Source organism: Psychrobacillus sp. FSL K6-2365 (genome assembly GCF_038003165.1).
Classification (GTDB): Bacteria; Bacillota; Bacilli; order Bacillales_A; family Planococcaceae; genus Psychrobacillus; species Psychrobacillus psychrodurans.
Map to the genome: position 1 here is coordinate 2108882 of NZ_JBBOOO010000001.1, position 17630 is coordinate 2126511.

Annotated in this window: 16 protein-coding genes and 1 other annotated feature; of the genes, 2 read left to right on the forward strand and 14 right to left on the reverse strand. The window is 34.8% G+C overall.

Annotation, left to right across the window (positions count from 1 at the left end):
- Positions 1–147 precede the first annotated feature (147 nt).
- From MKY29_RS10115 to MKY29_RS10130, 4 genes are all read right to left on the reverse strand, one after another.
- On the reverse strand, positions 148–1401 hold the full coding sequence (locus tag MKY29_RS10115) for a Y-family DNA polymerase (protein ID WP_093495801.1): 1254 nt from the start codon (positions 1399–1401) through the stop codon (positions 148–150).
- Between the two features lie 117 nt (positions 1402–1518).
- Entirely contained in the window at positions 1519–2133 is a 615-nt protein-coding gene (locus MKY29_RS10120) for a hypothetical protein (protein ID WP_340879693.1), read from the reverse strand.
- Positions 2134–2537: 404 nt separating this feature from the next.
- Positions 2538–4217 (reverse strand): arginine--tRNA ligase, encoded by a 1680-nt coding sequence (gene argS / locus MKY29_RS10125; protein ID WP_340879694.1) that lies wholly within the window; start codon positions 4215–4217, stop codon positions 2538–2540.
- 36 nt (positions 4218–4253) lie between these two features.
- Positions 4254–4472 (reverse strand) — a binding site (T-box leader).
- A 41-nt stretch (positions 4473–4513) separates the two neighbouring features.
- On the reverse strand, positions 4514–5056 hold the full coding sequence (locus tag MKY29_RS10130) for a GNAT family N-acetyltransferase (protein WP_340879695.1): 543 nt from the start codon (positions 5054–5056) through the stop codon (positions 4514–4516).
- 112 nt (positions 5057–5168) lie between these two features.
- On the opposite strand from MKY29_RS10130, the gene MKY29_RS10135 reads away from it, so the two are divergent.
- Positions 5169–5399, forward strand: a complete 231-nt coding sequence (locus tag MKY29_RS10135) for a hypothetical protein (RefSeq protein ID WP_241599211.1) — start codon at positions 5169–5171, stop codon at positions 5397–5399.
- Positions 5400–5429: 30 nt separating this feature from the next.
- Here the strand turns inward: MKY29_RS10135 and MKY29_RS10140 are convergent, their stop codons facing one another.
- The 6 genes from MKY29_RS10140 to MKY29_RS10165 form a co-directional block, all read right to left on the reverse strand.
- Positions 5430–6458 (reverse strand): ABC transporter permease, encoded by a 1029-nt coding sequence (locus MKY29_RS10140; protein WP_340879696.1) that lies wholly within the window; start codon positions 6456–6458, stop codon positions 5430–5432.
- Positions 6455–7294, reverse strand: coding sequence for an ABC transporter permease subunit (locus MKY29_RS10145; protein WP_340879697.1), 840 nt, complete (start codon positions 7292–7294; stop codon positions 6455–6457). The genes MKY29_RS10140 and MKY29_RS10145 overlap by 4 nt, the downstream gene beginning before the upstream one ends.
- 165 nt (positions 7295–7459) lie before the next feature.
- Positions 7460–7930 carry a DUF4188 domain-containing protein gene (locus tag MKY29_RS10150; RefSeq protein ID WP_340879698.1) on the reverse strand — a complete coding sequence of 157 codons (471 nt, stop codon included), beginning with the start codon at positions 7928–7930 and terminating at the stop codon, positions 7460–7462.
- Positions 7931–8379: 449 nt separating this feature from the next.
- Entirely contained in the window at positions 8380–9606 is a 1227-nt protein-coding gene (locus MKY29_RS10155) for a transglycosylase SLT domain-containing protein (RefSeq protein ID WP_340879699.1), read from the reverse strand.
- A 117-nt stretch (positions 9607–9723) separates the two neighbouring features.
- Complete coding sequence (locus tag MKY29_RS10160; protein ID WP_340879700.1) at positions 9724–10764, reverse strand: serine hydrolase domain-containing protein; 1041 nt, start codon at positions 10762–10764, stop codon at positions 9724–9726.
- 104 nt (positions 10765–10868) lie between these two features.
- Positions 10869–11297, reverse strand: a complete 429-nt coding sequence (locus tag MKY29_RS10165; RefSeq protein ID WP_241599202.1) for a GNAT family N-acetyltransferase — start codon at positions 11295–11297, stop codon at positions 10869–10871.
- A 370-nt stretch (positions 11298–11667) separates the two neighbouring features.
- Here MKY29_RS10165 and MKY29_RS10170 point away from each other — a divergent pair, with 370 nt between their 5' ends.
- Positions 11668–12246, forward strand: coding sequence for a YitT family protein (locus MKY29_RS10170; RefSeq protein ID WP_241599201.1), 579 nt, complete (start codon positions 11668–11670; stop codon positions 12244–12246).
- A gap of 43 nt (positions 12247–12289) precedes the next feature.
- Here MKY29_RS10170 and MKY29_RS10175 read toward each other — a convergent pair whose 3' ends face one another.
- The 4 genes from MKY29_RS10175 to pgmB all read right to left on the reverse strand — a co-directional run bounded on the left by MKY29_RS10175 (position 12290) and on the right by pgmB (position 17623).
- Entirely contained in the window at positions 12290–13387 is a 1098-nt protein-coding gene (locus MKY29_RS10175) for an ABC transporter ATP-binding protein (protein WP_090569474.1), read from the reverse strand.
- A gap of 123 nt (positions 13388–13510) precedes the next feature.
- Entirely contained in the window at positions 13511–14404 is an 894-nt protein-coding gene (locus tag MKY29_RS10180; protein ID WP_241599200.1) for a PucR family transcriptional regulator, read from the reverse strand.
- A gap of 253 nt (positions 14405–14657) precedes the next feature.
- On the reverse strand, positions 14658–16934 hold the full coding sequence (locus tag MKY29_RS10185) for a glycoside hydrolase family 65 protein (RefSeq protein ID WP_340879701.1): 2277 nt from the start codon (positions 16932–16934) through the stop codon (positions 14658–14660).
- Positions 16935–16945: 11 nt separating this feature from the next.
- The gene (gene pgmB, locus MKY29_RS10190) at positions 16946–17623 is read right to left on the reverse strand and encodes a beta-phosphoglucomutase (RefSeq protein WP_340879702.1); all 678 of its coding nucleotides are present in this window, start codon (positions 17621–17623) and stop codon (positions 16946–16948) included.
- Between the last annotated feature and the right edge of the window lie 7 nt (positions 17624–17630).

Consider the following 17630-nt stretch of genomic DNA (forward strand, 5'->3'; position numbering starts at 1 on the left):
TACAACTAATTCCTTACTTATCTACAGTATCAAAGAACATGTGAAAGAATGCCGCGTGATGTAGCCATAAATACGTTTAAGGATTTGACTTGGCACAGCATAATTTCTTTACTATGTCATTCCCTTTTACGGGCTGACTCTTTCCTTTTACTTTTTATGCCCACCAAGTAATCCTGCACGTGTTCTTGCAGTTCCTGCTTCTGTGTAAGATACTGCACGTAAAATTGCAGTAGATCCGTATTTACTACGTAAGGCATCCATAGTTTTTCCAAGCTTTCGTTCTTTCCATTTATTTTCTTCAAACAAACTTAATTGCATCGAATACTCTGGTTCTAAATTGGTAATCGAGATGGATAATTTCCGAACAGGACGGCGATCGTAAAATTCATCAAAGATTTGTTCACATACTTTATAAATGGTCAATGTAGCATTTGTAGGTTCATCGATAGAACGAGAGCGATTGAAACCTCCGCCAAATTCGTCTTGGCTGTACCCAACGGATAGATGTATCGTTCTACCAACCATCTCTGCTTCACGTGCACGCCTAGCAACATCCTCACACATTTCTAAAACGACTGCCATAACTTCTTTTTTACTACGATAATCCCGAAATAATATTTGACCCTTTCCATAACTAATTTGTCCTTCTGCTAGAGGTGCTCCAAGCTCGGATATATCTACTCCCCACGCATGAAAATAAAGTTGGTTTCCCATCACACCAAACTTCTCCTCGAGTAGAGATAATGGAGTATTTGCTAATTGCCCAACCTTGAAAATCCCCATATTATTTAGAGTCTTTTGGAGACGAGAACCAATCCCCCACATTTCACTTAAGGGAGTTACTGGCCACAATTTCTCCTGAACGTCATCATACGTCCATTTAGCAAAACCAGTTTTTTTCGCTTCTAGGTCTAGGGCTAACTTAGCCATAAGCATATTAGGTCCCATTCCAACCGCACAAGGTAATTGAAATTGAGCATACAGTTCATCTTGAATACGTTTTATTGTGTTTTCAACGGGCCCCCAAAGCTTTTCTGTTCCTCCAAGATCTACGAAACACTCGTCAACACTGTATACATGAATTGATTCGTGAGGGACAAACTGGTGTAAATAGCGTGTAATTTCCATAGATACTCGAACGAAAAACTCCATTTTAGGTTCGATAAGATGTATCGAAGGATGATCTGGTATTTCAAACAAACGAGTTCCAGTCTTTACACCAAACTGTTTTTTCATAGGTGGAGATGCAGCAAGCACAATACTTCCTTTTTGCTGCAAATTTCCGATGACCGCAATCGGGGTATTCGTAACATCCAGACCTGCGTCTGCTGCTGCACAACTTGCAAAAAAACTTCGTATATCAATGCATATAATTTGCCGATTTTTTAGTCCCTCATACATATTATTTACTCCCTTCTAGGAATGTACGTTCTCTATAGTATATTACGAACACAAGTTCTTATTCAATGGTAAATAATTGTGTATGAAAAAACGCTCTTATCGTAGGAATGCTTTTAATTATTCGAGATTAATGACAAATTCGAGACCGGTAAGGTTCTCTTTTAAATGACTCGTATACTCAGTAAAAATTAAACTTAATCCGGTTAAATCATCTGGCAGTGCTGGAGATACAATAAATTTGTGTGTAAAATGACCTTCCGATCCTCTTTTTCCAGTAGTACGACAATCAAAATTATCATTGATGTATAGATATAAAGCACCTTCAGAACGACTCCGACGCATTTCCTCCAGAGGATCGGAAATGTTCGGGGCATCCCAATCTATAGTAAGGTATATTACACTTGCATTGTCAAACTGCCGAATGAATGTAATTGCATATAAACGTTCATCCTTTTCAATCGCTTTCATAACTGGCAGATGTCTTCTGAAATTATTTGGTTCAACCTGTGGCCGAAAGATTTCCTCATTTCTCAATAATCCAAATAACGAGTTTAACAAATCCACATAAACTCCATACTTTTCCGCCCAATTGGAGATCGATTCAATTGGTGGAACACCTGGATTGTTGTTTGAAAGCTCTTTACGTTGTTTTAAAAGTTCACATAATTGGTCATCGAGCGGCAAAAGCTTTTGGTCATAATAGTCAGATTGATTCACTTCTCTATTTTTCATATAAGTCTTCCTTTCCTATTTCTTCCGGTTTAACTCATTGATTTGTTCAACGGCATCATCCACATTTTCGACTAAATTACTTCGATGGAAAGATTAAATGATTTCACGGCTCAATGGCTTCGTCCAGATTTCCGATAATGAGAATTATTATGAGAAAGTCCGATTTTATTTGCAATTAGAATTGCTATATCTGCACTATTCCCGGTTATATTATTTTTTCTAGAAAATATGCATCCAGAGCTTTTATACTGATTCAATTATCTTTATCAACTATCCTCCAATCCGTACTACCATACTTATTCTATCTAAGGTCAAAAATCCCTTCATATAGCCCTCAAATAAAACAACACTCCCAGGCTAGCGGGAGTGTTAATTAATCAAATTGTATATGAGTTCTATTAGTATTACATTTTCTCTGGAGCTGGTACACCTAGAAGTCGTAAGGATTCCTTCAGGACAACAGAAACTGAAAATGCGAATGCTAACTTAGAAGAAGTCGTTCCATCATCGGCTAAAATTTTTGTTCTAGCATAATATTTATTGAACTGGCGCGCAAGCAGTAAACTGAACTTTGCAATTTGGGATGGATCCGCATTATCAAATGCCTTTTCTACTACACGTGGAAAATCCTCGAGTAGCTGGATAATTGGCCAAGCTTCAACCCCAATTGAAGAAAAAGTGAATGCTTCAGCCTCAAAGCTACCTTTTTGAAGCAATGAACAAATTCGAGCATTGGTATATTGTACATAAGGACCAGTTTCTCCCTCAAAGTTAAGCATCTGTTCCAACGAGAACTCAATATCATTCATCCGGTCATTTTTTAAATCATTGAAAATCACTGCACCTACTCCAACTTGTTTTGCAACTTCTTCCTTATTTTCTAATGTTGGATTTTTCTCTTCAATATTATGCTGAGCAGTCTTAATAGCATCAGTTATTACGTCCGCAAGCAATATGACTTTACCTTTACGTGTAGACATCTTTTTACCGTCTTTGAGCATCATACCAAATGGAACATGCACTAGATTTTTGGACCATTCAAATCCCATTTTTTCTAGTACAGAAAAAAGTTGTTTAAAGTGAAGTGTTTGTTCATTCCCCACAACATAAAACGTTTTACACGCATGAAATGTTTGATGACGATACATAGCTGCTGCTAGATCGCGTGTCGCATAAAGAGTCGCCCCATCTTTTTTGGTAATCAGACTAGGTGGCATATCTTCGAGTTCTACTACAAAAGCACCGTTAGATTCAATTAACAATCCCTTTTTCTTTAAGTCGTCAACTACTCTAGACATTTTATCATTATAAAAAGCCTCCCCAGCATAAGAGTCAAAATGAACTCCTAAAAGTTCATATATTATTTGGAACTCCTTTAAAGATGCTTCTTTAAACCAATTCCATAGGGTTAGAGCCTCTTCGTCACCTTCTTCAAGTAATTTAAAAGCTGCACGAGCCTGATCATTTAAAGAATCATCTTTTTCTGCCAGATCATGAAAATGTACATAAATCTTCAATAACTCTTCAATAGGTGCTGCAAGTATTTTCTCTTTGCTTCCCCATAATTTATAAGCAACTATCAGCTTGCCAAATTGTGTACCCCAATCTCCTAAATGATTAATGCGAATAGCTTCATACCCATTCTTCTCCGCAATATTTGCTAAGGAGTTACCGATTACAGTTGAACGTAGATGCCCCATGGAAAAAGGCTTCGCTATATTCGGTGAGGAAAAATCGATTACAATTTTTTCATGCATGCTATTTTTACTTCCATACTTCTGTAGATCCGTCATAATAGAATGTAAAACTTGGTTTGTAACAAAAGCTTGATTGAGGAAAATATTCACGTATCCACCAGCGACTTGAACGCTAGCTATTAATTGACCCTCTAGTTTCGCACTTAACTCTAACGCTATTTGCTGTGGAGCTTTACGTAATTTTTTGGCTAATGTAAAACAAGGAAATGCAATATCTCCCAATTCTGTCTGTTTTGGCTTTTCCAGTAACAGTTCTACTTGTTCAGCAGTCCATTCATTTTCTAAAGCAATTGAAATGACATTTGCGATTTGATTTGTCAGGTTCATGTATTTTCCTCCCATATAAAAAGCTCTCGTCTCTAAATAAGAGACGAGAGCTAAAATTCCCGTGGTACCACTCTAGTTGCCACAATTGTGACCGCTTTTCCGTTCGTAACGAGGTGCCTTCCCCGATTTTCCCTACTAGACTTTCAGGACATTTCTCCAAAGTGCGGTTCATCGATTCTTCGTGTATTAGGCTCCCACCATCCCTAACTCGCTTCCCAGTCTCGTATCGACTACTCTCTTCTTCAATGAATTTAACATTATGATTTTAGATATCTTACAAGAAGTTCAAAATTATGTCAACTGTCTAAATCATCTTTTAAAATAGAATACATATACAAATCATCAAATTTTCCACAAGTATATTCATAATGTCTTAGTAAGCCCTCTCTTTTAAACCCCTGTTTCTCCACTAACTTTTGTGAAGGGGCATTGGCTGGTTCGATCAAGGCTTCGATTCGTTCGAATGAATAATGATTAAAACCAAACTTAATAACTGCTTCTAGAGCTTCAAAAGCAATTCCTTTTCCCCAATATTCTTTGCTTAATTCGAATCCCACCTCAGCACGGTAATTTTTTGTACTTCTATTAAGAAATCCACAACTTCCGATAACCTTTCCAGCATCTTTTAGCGTAATTCCCCATCTAATGCCAGATCCATCTTTGTGGATAGACTGATACCAACTGATTTCATCCAGTGCGTCTTCTACAGATTGAAAAGGTTCCAATCCCATATGTTTTACAACATTCTTATCTGACAAATAGCGTAACATGTCAGAAGCATCCTCGTTTGTAACTTCTCTTAATAATAATCTTGACGTTTCAATAATTGGCATAGTCATTGTTAAAACCTCGATTCATTTGTAAAATAAATTTGCTTAGCAAAAGATAAAACCCAAACCTCGAATAGAACAACCTCTCCTTTGTCATATTAACTACAAAGGAGATGATATAATGCCACGAAGAAGTGACAATCAACATGTGAATCCCACTCCACATATTGATGGTGAAAAAGAAAATATAATAAATGATCCAACGGCAACTGCTGGTGCTACAATCGGTATTAAATTGAATGCAAAAGAAGAATTTGCTCAAGAAAGAAATCCATTCAACTATCTTCCAAAACGGGATAAAGAAATGAAACCATTTGAAAAGTTAACAAGAGGTAAAAAAGTAGAAGAATAAATGTTCCAAACAAAAGCTGCAGATAACTTTCTACAGTTTTTGTTTTTCCTTATAAAGTAACTGCATTTTTTCTTTTAGTTGCTGTTGATTCCACTCCACAGTTTTATCTGAGACAAAAGAGACTTTCTTACGCCTTGGTATTTTCACTTGACCACTAACAGCTCGAGTATAGCCTTCTATCATCGAAGCAATGGCTAAAATGACAAGTGCAAAGCAAATAGCTGGACCTAGCGGCAACCAAGGAACTCCCTGCAAATAACGGAAGGAGGATCCAAAAAGACCTGCCCATTCATAGGCAATCGATTTAGGGGGATCACCCATCATTGGATCATAACTGACATCTGTCCCTCCGATATACAATTGTAAAAGTCCTAAATGAGTGAAGACAACTAATGTTTCTACGACCTGCTGACCATATAAAACGAATAGCTTTTCTCGCATCATTGGGAATAGATGTCTAGTAATAATTCGGGACTTACTTGCCCCTAGAGTTCTCGAGGCTAAAATATATTCCTGCTGATACAATAAGTTCGCTTCATTGCCAATAAGTGCAGAAACAATCGGCACTGTAATAATGGCCATTAAAACGACTTGTATGACAATACGCTCCCAGACAGTTGTGGAGAATCCTTCCATCGGCTCCCATAACACCGGATAGAGCATTAAATAGGAAAAAATAGTCATCGGTACATAATGAAGAGGATCGATGAAACTATTAATCGTTCTACGACGTTTTTGCCAATAGGTCCCGATTGCAAATCCTAATGGTACGGCTATTAGCATACGTACTGCAGCGACACCCATAGCTGAAATAATCGTATACTTTGCTCCGAGCATAATTTTAGCGAACATATCAAAGCCATACTGATCGGTCCCTAGCGGATGCTGCCAGCTTGGAGAAAGCGGTGCGGCCTCGATAACTCTCCCTTTTTCCATTATAAAATAGGTTTGCTTCGGGTCTGGACCATTTATCCATTCAAATACAAAGCTTCCGATAAGAAAGAAAGCTAATATGAGAAAACCAAATACAAAATAAGGTTGTTTCCATAGCAATTTCATAATATAGCACCTCCACGGCTTGTCCGACGTAAAAAGTACCACTCAAAAAAGCTATATACGATGAACACTGGTATGAAAAAGCTACATACAGTTATTAAAAATAACTCTCCAGATAAATGCTCACTTAAGTGGAACATAATACCCGGCATATTGAACATTCGCTCTAAGATGAATAAATTGGATAGCATAAACCACATCGTTTTTTTGGACTGAAAGAAAATACTAATGATAGCATTACGAAAAATATGTATAAATAAAATGATGACCTTATTAAATCCAAGTGATCTAGCGAGCTCTACATACAACTTTCTTTCTTCTGCTTCAAAAGTCAGCATACTTAAGCGGTAAAGCTGAACCATCGGCAAAATCATTAAACAAAAAACTGGGAGCAGGTAGATTTTTTCTCCTCCAGTTGATGCGATTGACATAAAAACACCCGTATGTCTATGGACAATGATAACTAGTAATTGAATAAGCAAGATAACTAGAATATCAGGTAATGACTCTAAAAAGAAAAATAATGTCTTGATTCTTTGTCGAGAACGTTCCTTAAAAAGCATAGTAATTATGGTGAATGATAAAGCTAAAATAACTGCAGCAAGCAGTGCTAAAAATAATATTTCTAGTGAATAGATGATATACTCCCCAATATAACTACTATAATATGTATCTAGGAAACGATTCGTTGGAAAAATCACGAGTAAATGTTCACCATATTCTCTCCACCAAAGCTCTCCTTTTTGAAAACCATTAATAAGAATTGGCAATCCACTGATTAGTAGAATACCGATGAATGCAACACCTAACCTTAGCATCCACTGCATAAAACGTTTCACAAAAAATCCCCCTGTTGCCAATAAGTTATGATGAAATTATCATAACATAGTGAAAACAAAAGATAGAAAATTTTTAGTAAATTGCAAAAGAAATTGATGGCAGGGTGAGCAAAAACTATATCATACTGCTAGTTTGGTTGTGTTAAAATAACTGGCATAGATACATTATTTACTTACTCTACTCCTTGCTGTATCTGTCATCGAAACTACCTGAATATGAGAAAAAGCTTTGGAAAGCCCGTACCTTGGCATATTATTATATATAGCCTCCGATGCACTCTTTTCAATTATGTATGTTTCGTGGTAAATCCCAACACTTCCATCATCTTTAATCTTTTGGTTAAAAGATTTCCAAGCTACAGAATGAGTTTTCCCATGAGCATATGCCTCCAAATCCTCAAAGCTCTTCCAATACTGGATCAGTGTAACTCCCCTCCAATTTAGAAGAAATTCAGTGTGAATAAATCCTAATTCAGGGTTCTGGTACAATTCCTTTATCATAGGTCCCATTGCAAGAAAAACTGGTACCCACTTTGTAAATGAAAAGATTTTATTAATACGCATGCCAATAAAAAATAAAACAAAAGTCTCATCTGTACTAGCAATAAACCTACCGTTATAAATTTTCTTACTCAAAAAATTCCCCTCCTAATTTATGATTGAAATAATATATTGAGTATATTCTCTATTTTTTATAGGTAGTCTTCTTCAGTAAAAACTCTTCCTTTACAATAAGTTCTACATAAAAAATGTTACTCCTTCTTTATCGACTTTTAATTGCTCTCCAAGCGGACGCTTTCCGTGTGCACAACTTCCATCTCTGTGGGTCAAAAGGACGTCATTGGTCACAGAGGGCGCCCTGCGCTCACTGGAGTCGCCACCTTGCACGTTATCAATGATGATCAATTTTAGAAAAACGGATAATTGTATATATAAGCAATTAGAAAATAACTCAAGTAAATAAATTAACAAATGCCACTTACTCCAACGTATAAGGTATTGGAGTAAGTGGCATTTAAGTTAACAGAATGCAGTATAGATTTTTTGAACCTTAAAAATCATTGAATAAGGGTCTTTGTGCATGGTTATTTTGTAAGTAATGCTAACTTTCTTTTAGATGGTGTTTCGTATTTTACTTTTGTGGATTTTTGAACATAACTTCCTCCACCAACACCATATAAACCACCATGATTACCCTTATAGCTATATACTCGGTACTCCTCTCCTTTTTTCAAAGGACGGACTGTAGTTAGTGAACCGTCGTTCGCCAATTTGACTAAGTTTGTATTAGATAGAATAGTCACTTTGCCTATTTGCCCTAGTTTAAGTTCTGTTTTTCCCCACATAACTCTTACAGGTGCACCCAACTTCTTCGTAATGTAAGCAGAGGAAATATAACCGGCTAACTTTTGATCTTCCGTCTTAACTGGGTACCATACGAATTGATTTAAACTTGTTAAAGATTGGTCAAACAAAAAATTCCCATCAATAATTAATGTAGAGTTTTTGGATATAGATTTTGGAACAGAAGAAGTACTAGGTTTTGATCTTAAATTTACAGTGTCTTCTGTTATCGATACCTTGTCGCCGATATGAAAGTGATATGCAGAGGCATGTAGCTGATCAGTTAATGTATAATCCATCTTACGGAATCCAATATTGTCACTACTGTTAGAATCATATTCAAAGTCAGCTGTACTAAATGGAAACTGACCTAATTTCGTATCATTTATATAACTATCTCTTTCAATAAATGAAAATACTTTTTCTTGATAAGCATTCTTATTCTTTAATCCACTAGATTTATATATTGGACTGTTAACAGGCTTTGTACCGTTATATGCCATTACAGGAAAATACCAGTTTTCGATTACTTGTGGTCCAGCATCTTTTATTTTTGGAAGATCTGTGCGATTATACATTTTACTAAGAATTTCGACGCCTACCTGTATATTGTATGTGATATCGGATTTCAATTTTTCTTGATTATAATCTAATTGATTGGTAATTTGCATAAGACCTATCCCATTATCTTTTGAGATTATAGGTTGGCCTTTATCATCAAATTGTTTCCAATTACCATTTTCTGTTGAAGCCACGGCTTTTACTACTTCGGGCGGAATATTTGCTTCTAAAGCCGCATTCGTAAGTAGGCAGTTTATATGCTGAAAAGTTGGGTTTTGATTTGGCTTAGTTTCTCCATATGTTGAACATTTAGATGTCCATGTTGACTCGGCGGATGCTTCTTCATAAGAAAAAGATAAAAACAGTAAACAAGTTAAAAAACCTGTCCATATTTTGATTGATTTCACTTATTCATTCTCCATTCGTTTAATATTTTATACTTATCTAGTATATTTTACCATGTAAAACTAGAGTTTCACAGCCACATTCAACTTTGCAAACTTGTAATAGAAAGAAAGTGCAATTTAAGACATAAGTGATTTATATATTTGTCCGATAATTCCTTCCATTTGATGAACACCTAATTCTGCATTCGTCATGATAACTGCCCCTTTTTCAATGTTTGGAAGTGCTACCATCATACATTGAAATCCTACTCCCCAACCAAGTGATGTAATTTCTAAATCTATTTCGGGTCCTTCTAGAAACACGCCTAATCCAGTCCAACTCCTCCCTTTTTGCGGTGTAATCATTTCGTTTGCTAACCTTTTTGAAATACCAAGCTTACTCTCTCCTCTTAGAGCATTAAGTAGTTCAAGAAGTAATCGGGCTAAATCTAAAGAAGTTGTCCATAATCCAGAAGCAGCTGGATATGGATATATAGCATAGTTTTGATCTATCAATTCACCGTTTTTATTATGACCATAAGAAAATTCTTTTTTATCCATTTCTATTATTGTCTTTGTATTTAAATAGCTATTTCCCATTCCTAATGGCTTAAAAATTAACTCATTCACCACTTGATAAAACGGTTTTCCAACAACATCTTCAATAAGTTGCTGCACAATACAAAAACCGGCATCTGAATAGTGAAATTCACTCTCTGGTTCACACTGGACTCTAATAGGATCTCTACAATAAGGAGTTGTCCCGTTTAATAATTCAACCATCGAAGGAATACCTAACTCAAAATTTAGTTCTAAAAAACTCCCTTCTGGGTCCTTAATTCCAGATAGATGACTAAGTAAGTTTCTCAATGTAACTCTACTATTTTTAGTAAATTCATTTTCTGGTACTTTCCACGATACTAGTCTTTTATTTATATCTTCATCTAAGTTGAGAAATCTTTTCTCTACTAGTTTTAAAGCAATCATTCCTGTTAAGAACTTGCTAATAGAACAGGCACTGAAGATAGAATTCTCATTTACTTTTCTATCGCTTCCTGCTTCTAATAAGCCGTAATTTTGTGTTCCGATAATTTGACCGTTCTCAAGCAAAGCAATACTTAAACCTAGTACATTATAATGCTTCATTTGTTCTTCTATGTTGATACTTTTTAATTTCATATTTATCCCCCAACATTACCTGCAACTTAGTTTTGTACAGTCAAATTCCTCTTGATATTAATTATAAAAATATACCATTTAAATGATATTCACATTTAACTAAATCATCTAATAATGTTATTACTAATTCTCATTAATTTACTTCCATTTACATCTGTTGAAAAACCAAATTTCTCGTAATACGGAATTAACCTATCGGGACAGTAAAGTTCTACTCTCTCAACATCTTTAACTTGAGGATGCTCTAGAATTCTGTTCATCAACATAGTACCGATACCACTATTTCTATAATCCTCTTTAGCAATAACATCAAATATAAATGCTCTATATAAAGTATCTGAAATTACCCTTGCAAACCCTATTAATTCTCCAGTTTTATTGTTTATCAAGCCAAGTACTACACTACTATTGTCTAACAACTTCCTAATTTCAGGTAGTGAGCGCTTTTGTGTCCACCATTCGTTTTTAAATAAGCTATGTAATTCTTCTAATTGTATTTGATTAAATTCCTCTACTACTATGTAATTTTCCACTACAACATTCTCCTTAAATATCGTTTTCAACTTTTCAGCACCTTAAAACATTCGTTACACACTATCGTTTTCCCTTTATTATTGTATAAAGGCTGAATATATTGTAGGGTGATTCAATTATTCATAAAAGTATCTGGAGTCGTCACCTTCCTCTCCAATCAACGATATTATAAAAACGAATCAAAGAATTGAAAATTACACAAATATCCTTGATTTAAAATGAAAAAGGTAATTTTGAAATTGACTCGGTTAGGTGTTAATAACATAGTTGTAGTAAACCAATTTTTCCTTTAACAAAACCAAGTTTTTTTACATTTTCACTTTCATTTTCTCATATTCTATATACATGGGTATCCTTGGGAGTGATGAGATGCGTTTAATGAGAAAAGGCTTAGTTATACTAGGTGGGAGTATTTTTATAGCATTAGGTATTAATCTATTTTTAATACCATATAAAGTGTTAGATGGTGGTATCATTGGGATAGCCTTGATTTTAAATTATCTATGGGCTTTAAAGCCAGGGTTAATGATTATTTTTTTTAGTATTCCAATCTTTATCATCGCTTGGTTCAATTATAGAGAATATTTTTATAATAGTTTGCATGGGATGATCATATCCTCTTTTTTGATTGATTTTTTACAGCCAATAGTAGGCTTCATACATATTGAGGCGATATATAGCTCAATTTTAGGTGGAATTTTTGTTGGTCTAGGCATTGGCTTAATGCTACGGTTTAAGACAAGTACAGGAGGCACAGATTTAGTTGCTCAGTTACTAAGTGATAAAACAGGGGTAAATGTAGGTATACTTATCTTTATTATTGATACCATCGTTGTTCTATGTGGGGGGCTATTATTGTCTGCTGATACGTTATTCCTGTCGGTTATTACAATCTTTTTTGTAGGAATTACAACTAGTTTGATAACGAGGAATATTCAAATAGTTTAAAAGAAGAAAACCGCTAAAGAAATTACTTTGGCGGTTTTCTTCTTCATTTAATACGTTGTTCCGTTTCTTTATCAAAGAAATGTGCTTTACTAAGATCAAATGCTAAGTCTATTGTATCCCCTGCTGAAATATTGAAACGCGAATCAATTCGTGCAACGAAGTTTTGATTGTTTACTTGCGAATAAAGAATAATTTCAGCACCCATTAACTCAGCAACCTCTATAGATGCATTCACTTTTGTTTCAGGAGAAAAGTCTAGGAATACTTGCTCGTCATTAATATCCTCTGGACGAATACCAAGAATTATATCCTTTCCGTCATATCCTTGCTGGCGAAGAATTTTAAGCCTACCATCCGGTACTAACAATTTTACATCATCCATCACAAAATGATTGCCAACCAACTTACCATTTAAAAAGTTCATCGCTGGAGATCCAATGAAACCACCGACGAATACATTATCTGGCTCGTCGTAAACCTCTTTTGGTGCGCCAACCTGTTGAATAATCCCATCTTTCATAACTACTAATCTAGTAGCCATAGTCATAGCCTCTGTTTGGTCATGCGTTACATAAATCGTTGTAGTTTGCAAACGGCTATGTAGCTTTTGAATTTCAGCGCGCATTTGCACACGAAGCTTTGCATCTAAGTTAGATAATGGTTCATCCATCAAGAAAACTTCCGCATCCCGAACAATCGCTCTACCTAGCGCTACACGTTGACGTTGACCACCAGAAAGAGCTTTCGGCTTACGATTTAACAGACTTTCTAATCCTAAAATTTTTGCAGCGTTATCTACACGTTTTTTAATCTCATCTTTTTTAAATTTACGAAGTTTTAATCCGAAAGCCATATTATTGTATACATCCATATGTGGGTAAAGCGCGTAGTTTTGGAAAACCATCGCAATATTACGATCTTTTGGTGGCACATCATTCACTCGTTTATCACCAATAAATAAATCTCCTGAAGAAATTTCTTCTAATCCAGCAATCATACGTAATGTAGTTGATTTCCCACAACCCGATGGGCCAACTAATACTAAAAATTCTTTATCCCGTATTTCTAAATTGAAGTTTTCTACAGAAACTACGTTATTGTCATATACCTTTTTAATATTTACTAACTTAAGTTCAGCCAACCTGATTCCCCCTTGAATTGTAAGTGCTTTCATTATTAATAGAATACTATATTTTAAATTTTCAAGAAATGGGAATAGTGCACAAAGATCATGAAGAACTTAGTGTATATTTACTAAAACTAGTCATTTTCTAGCTAGTAATGCCAAGGATACAGTCATCGCATCATGAAATTGACGAATATCAATCCCTGTCTTCTCAACAAAACGATCCAATCGATATTGTAAACTGTTTCGGTGCAGATGGAGGATTTTTGCTGTCTCCGAAAGATTTAAATTACATTTGAAAAAAGTCTCTATCATTTTAATCGTCTCTTCGTCATTTATGTACTCTTGCAATATAGTTTTAGAAATATCCAATCGCAATCCTTCTTCTGTTTGCTTTGTTAGTATAAATGGTATGGCTTCCACATATGTCACTACCGATTTGTTCGTATAAAGGAAAACGCGTTTGGCCACATTGGTTAATGAATTGTAGTGCGGTGTTAGCTCAACAATATCCTTTTTGTATGGCCCAACAAAAAAGTTAATTTTCACATATAAATCGCTCATTAAAATATCGATTATCTGTTCGTATGAAATGCTTTCCTCTTCCATCATTTGCTGCTCTATGATAAAACCTTCGTGCTCACTTTCCCATAAAATAGGAACCTGTTTATCAAAAAGGGCTTCTATGGCATCTTTAAACAAGACCGGTTCTATTTGATTTTTATTAAACGCAAAATAAACGAATCGAAAGGGATTACTCGGTTTCCAATCCTTTTCTTCTTTTTTCAAAACAGAAGAAAAAAGAATTTTTCTCCAGTTTTTTTCTGCTTCTGTTGGTGTAGGGAACTTCACATTATACGGAGAAAGAAAAGTAGTTAATAGCGAGACATCTTTGGAAGTTAGCTCATCGTTCCGTATACCAATGATTTCATCATTTTCTGTGGCAAACCATTTATAATCTAAGCCTAATTGATTCGATCCATCCTTATATACTATTAGTGTAGAGTATATTTCCTTTAACTGGTCAATCATTTGACACACCTCTTTTATTCTACTCAATGCTTGAATTCACTAGGTAGAAGACTTCTCTAAATTTTACCATAATATTTAAATAATAAGAGAAATAATAAAAACGCTACAGATTTTTACTGTAACGTTTGATCTTTCTCTTATTTTAAATTACTTATTCCTATTAAGTACATCAAAAGCTACTGCTCCAAGCAGAACAATAATAATAACCTATGAACACGATCTTGTCTTAAGGAACAATCGAACAACCGCTATTTTATATCGCTTTTTTCACAAACTTTCCAATCGGGAGATAAATAAGTTCCCCCATATGCGAAATGGTTAAACTATCACCTTCTAGTAGTGAATAGGTTACAGTACGTCTTTCTATTTTGATATTTATTGTTCTATTCTGATATAGCAGATGAAACTCAAGTGAATTCCAATTATCAGGGAGGACAGGTGCTAATGAAAGACCGCTTTCTTTCACTCTTAAGCCTGCAAAACCATAAACAATTGCAAGCCAAGTCCCTCCCATATTAGCCATATGAAGCCCGTCCTTCGTATTACCATGAGTGTTATCCAAATCTAGCCGAGCTGTTTTTCTAAAATATTCATAAGCTTTTGCTTTATCACCAAATTTGGAAGCCATCACACTAAATATACAGGAAGACAAGGAAGAATCATGTGTTGTAATTTGTTCATAGTAATTATAGGAATTATTCATTGTTTCAAGATCCTGTTCATCTTCCAATAAAAAGTGTGCTAGTACTGTATCCGCTTGTTTACATACCTGATATCGGTAAAGAGTTAGTGGATGATAATTCAGTAACAGTGGGAATTTTTCTTTAGGGGTATTTGCTAAATCCCAACGATCCTTTTGTAAAAAACTATCATCCTGTGCATTGATTTTGTACTTTTCATCGTATGGCAGGTACATCTTTTCACCTGCATCAATCCACTCACTCACTTCTTGCTCTGATAAATTTAATTTATCACCCAATTGGTTTAGTAACTTGCTATCATCTTCTTTCAAAAGATTATATAACTTAGCAGCCCACAGTAAATTATGTTTTGCCATGACATTGGTATAGTAATTGTTATTGACAATACAAGTATATTCGTCTGGTCCTGTAACACAATCAATTCTAAAGAGTCCCTCTTTCATATGTCCCGCATCGATCCAAAGACGTGCTGTTTCAAATAAAAGTTCGGCCATATAATACTTTAAAAATTCTTCATCTTTTGTTACTAAATAATATTGAATATAACTATAGGCAATATCTGCACTTATATGATACTGTGCTGTTCCTGCTGGGAAAAATGCTGAACTTTCTGGCCCTGTTATAGTTCTCCACGGAAATAATGCCCCTTTTTTATGTCCCATTTCCTTTGCTCTTACCCTAGCACTCTCCAAAATTGAATATCTTTGTATTAGTAAATTTTTTGCCATTTCTGGATTTGTCATTAAGAAGACCGGGAATATATAAATTTCAGTGTCCCAAAAATAATGCCCTTCGTATCCTTCTCCTGATAAACCTTTAGCTGAAATATTACTTTGTTGTTCTTTACCAACTGATTGTAATAGCTGAAAAAGGTTAAAACGAATTCCTTCTTGAAGGGAATCCTCTCCACTGATTTTTACATCTGCATTATGCCAATAGTGATTTAAGTAATCCCTTTGAACTAGAAGGAGATTTTCAAAAGATATATCTTCTAGTTGCTGGTGAATAGCAAGCGCTTCGTCGACAATATCCTTTCCATGCCTTAATGTGTCCGTATACACATTATATTTTGTAAATTGGATTGGCTCATTTCCATTACACAAATAGGTCTCTTCCACACTACTATCCGTTATTTTGCTGACATACTCGTATTCAACTCTATTAAGTTCAGACGAGGTAACACAGGCAACTTCTAGCTTTGTTGCATAGGTAATATTTTTTACAATGCTAAAACTTTCATGCTGTCGTACTTCTGATATATGAAGTCTTGTAGCGTGACCAGAAGCAACTCTAGGATCGTTTTTATTCACAAAATTAGAAACTTTACCTTCGACAATTGAAACAATTTTAACTAGTTTAATATTATTTACTGGTACTATTTTGACTTCTATCGCAAACAATTCTTTCGTAACAAACGAAATAAGTCTTTTAAAGTGAATTTTGACTTCCTTACCTTTTGCAGATTTCCAATGAACAATTCGCTCAGAGTAGCCTTTATCCATATGCAAGTTTCTTTCTAAATGTAATATTTCCCCTTCAAATAAAGAAAATTGTTCATCATCCAAATAGATATTTATAGTTTGTGCATCAATGACATTCAAAATTTTCTGCTGTATCTCAGGAAATGCATGTAGTTTCTCACCATAATTAATTTCAGTTTCATCATGAAAAGCATTAATATATGTACCACGAATAGAGCTATACGTACTTTTATAACCCTCTTCAAAATTTCCTCTAACACCTAGATACCCATTCCCTAAAGACAAAAGGCTTTCATTTAACAGAAGGTTTTGGTTATCTAATTCGGATCTTGTTAATTTCCATGTCATTAAATTTCACCTCAGCTATTTTTATCGCTGTATTTCTTTATTATTTCTTCAAAATTTAACTTAGAAGTATCTTCAACTAAATAGTAAGCTTGAGATAAATTTTCTACAGAACCGACACCAACCGAGAACATATTTGCTTTGTTTATTGCTTCTATTCCTGCTGCTGCATCTTCAATTCCAATACACTCTTTGTAAGGGATACCAAAGTAATCTGCAGCAATTATAAACGTTTCTGGATCTGGCTTTCCCTTTTTCACTTTAGATGCATCCACAATATAATCAAAGTAACTAGAGAGGCCTAGTTTTTTTACTACATTTTTTGCATTTTCACTTGCTGAACCGAGAGCTATTTTAATATTTTGTTTTTTAATATGCTTTAATAAATCTTCAACACCAGGCAAGACATCTTCTTTAGTTATAGATTCTGCTAGTTCTAAATAGTATTCATTTTTTTTATTGGCCAATTTCACTTTTTTCTCATTATCCAGCTTTAATAAAGAAGTATCCAACTGTAATATCAGTTCAAGGGATTCCATGCGACTAATACCTTTTAGTCGTTCATTAAATTGTTTGTCAAATGAGATGTTAATTCCTTCTGCAAGTTTTTTCCATGCTAAATAATGAAATTCTGCTGTATCCGTAATAACACCATCCAAATCGAATATAAAGACTTTTGGGTACTGTGACATTAAAACC